General features: G+C 65.4%; 1 protein-coding gene and 1 pseudogene. Both read right to left on the reverse strand.

Features of this window, described 5'->3' with window-relative positions; translation table 11 throughout:
* Positions 1-756 (reverse strand): alanine--tRNA ligase-related protein (locus tag Q8Q77_RS12100; protein ID WP_305583834.1); only part of this gene is annotated, 756 nt, incomplete at its 3' end.
* Positions 757-976: 220 nt separating this feature from the next.
* Positions 977-1,331 (reverse strand): annotated as a pseudogene (locus tag Q8Q77_RS12105) (DNA recombination/repair protein RecA); the annotation flags it as partial.

Genomic DNA, 1,331 nt, shown 5'->3' on the forward strand with positions numbered 1-1,331 from the left:
GGTGCGGAACAGGTCGATGTCGTAGTTGTCGTGCACGCCCTGCATCACCGCGGCGATGCGCTCCAGGCCCATGCCGGTGTCGATCTGCGGCTTGGGCAGGTCGCGGCGGGTCCCGTCGGCGAACTGCTCGAACTGCATGAAGACCAGGTTCCAGATCTCCACGAACCGGTCGCCGTCCTCGTCCGGGCTGCCGGGCGGGCCGCCGGGGATGTGGGCGCCGTGGTCGTAGAAGATCTCCGAGCACGGGCCGCAGGGGCCGGTGTCGCCCATCGACCAGAAGTTATCGCTGGTGGCGATGCGGATGATCTTGTCGTCGGAGAGGCCCGCGATCTTCTTCCAGAGCGCGGCGGCCTCGTCGTCGGTGTGGTAGACGGTGACCAGCAGCTTCTCCGCCGGGATGCCCATCTCCTTGGTGAGCAGGGTCCAGGCGTGCTCGATGGCGCCGGCCTTGAAATAGTCGCCGAACGAGAAGTTCCCCAGCATCTCGAAGAAGGTGTGGTGCCGCGCGGTGTAGCCGACATTGTCCAGGTCGTTGTGCTTGCCCCCGGCGCGCACCGACTTCTGCGACGAGGCCGCGCGCGGGGCCGGCGGGGTCTCGGCGCCCGTGAAGTAGTTCTTGAACGGCACCATGCCGGCGTTGACGAACAGCAGGGTCGGGTCGTTCTGCGGCACGAGCGGAGCCGACGGAATGATCAGGTGATCATTCTTCTCGAAATAGCCCAGGAACTGGCTGCGGATTTCGTTGAGGCTCGGCATGACTTCAGACACTTGATCAGATGGTGGGGGCATGGGGCGCGCCCCGCGGGAACCGGCGACCGTTTACGCAAACTTCGACGCACGGCAAAGGAAAAGGACGCCCAGGCGAAACTCGCCTGAACGTCCTTCCATGAACGGCCGCGCGGGGCCGGGCTCCTAGCGAGCTCGGGCGTCGGGTTGGCGGACCCGGGCTCACGGAGCCCAGGCGGCCGTCCGATCCCTATTCTTCGTCAGCCGCGCCGTCTTCGTCGCCGGTCGGGCCGACCAGCAGTTCTTCCTCGATGACTTCCTTGGCGCCGCGGACCTGCTTTTCGATCTGGGCGGCGATGTCGGGATTATTCTTGAGGAACTCGCGCGCGTTGTCGCGGCCCTGGCCGATGCGCTGGCTGTTCCAGGAGAACCACGAGCCGGACTTCTCGATGACGTTGGCCTTCACCCCAAGGTCGATGATCTCGCCCAGCTTGGAGATGCCCTCGCCGTACATGATGTCGAACTCGACCTCGCGGAACGGCGGGGCCACCTTGTTCTTCACCACCTTGACGCGGACATTGTTGCCGACGATCTCGTCGCGCACC

The organism is Phenylobacterium sp. (assembly GCF_030698145.1).
Taxonomy (GTDB): domain Bacteria; phylum Pseudomonadota; class Alphaproteobacteria; order Caulobacterales; family Caulobacteraceae; genus Phenylobacterium.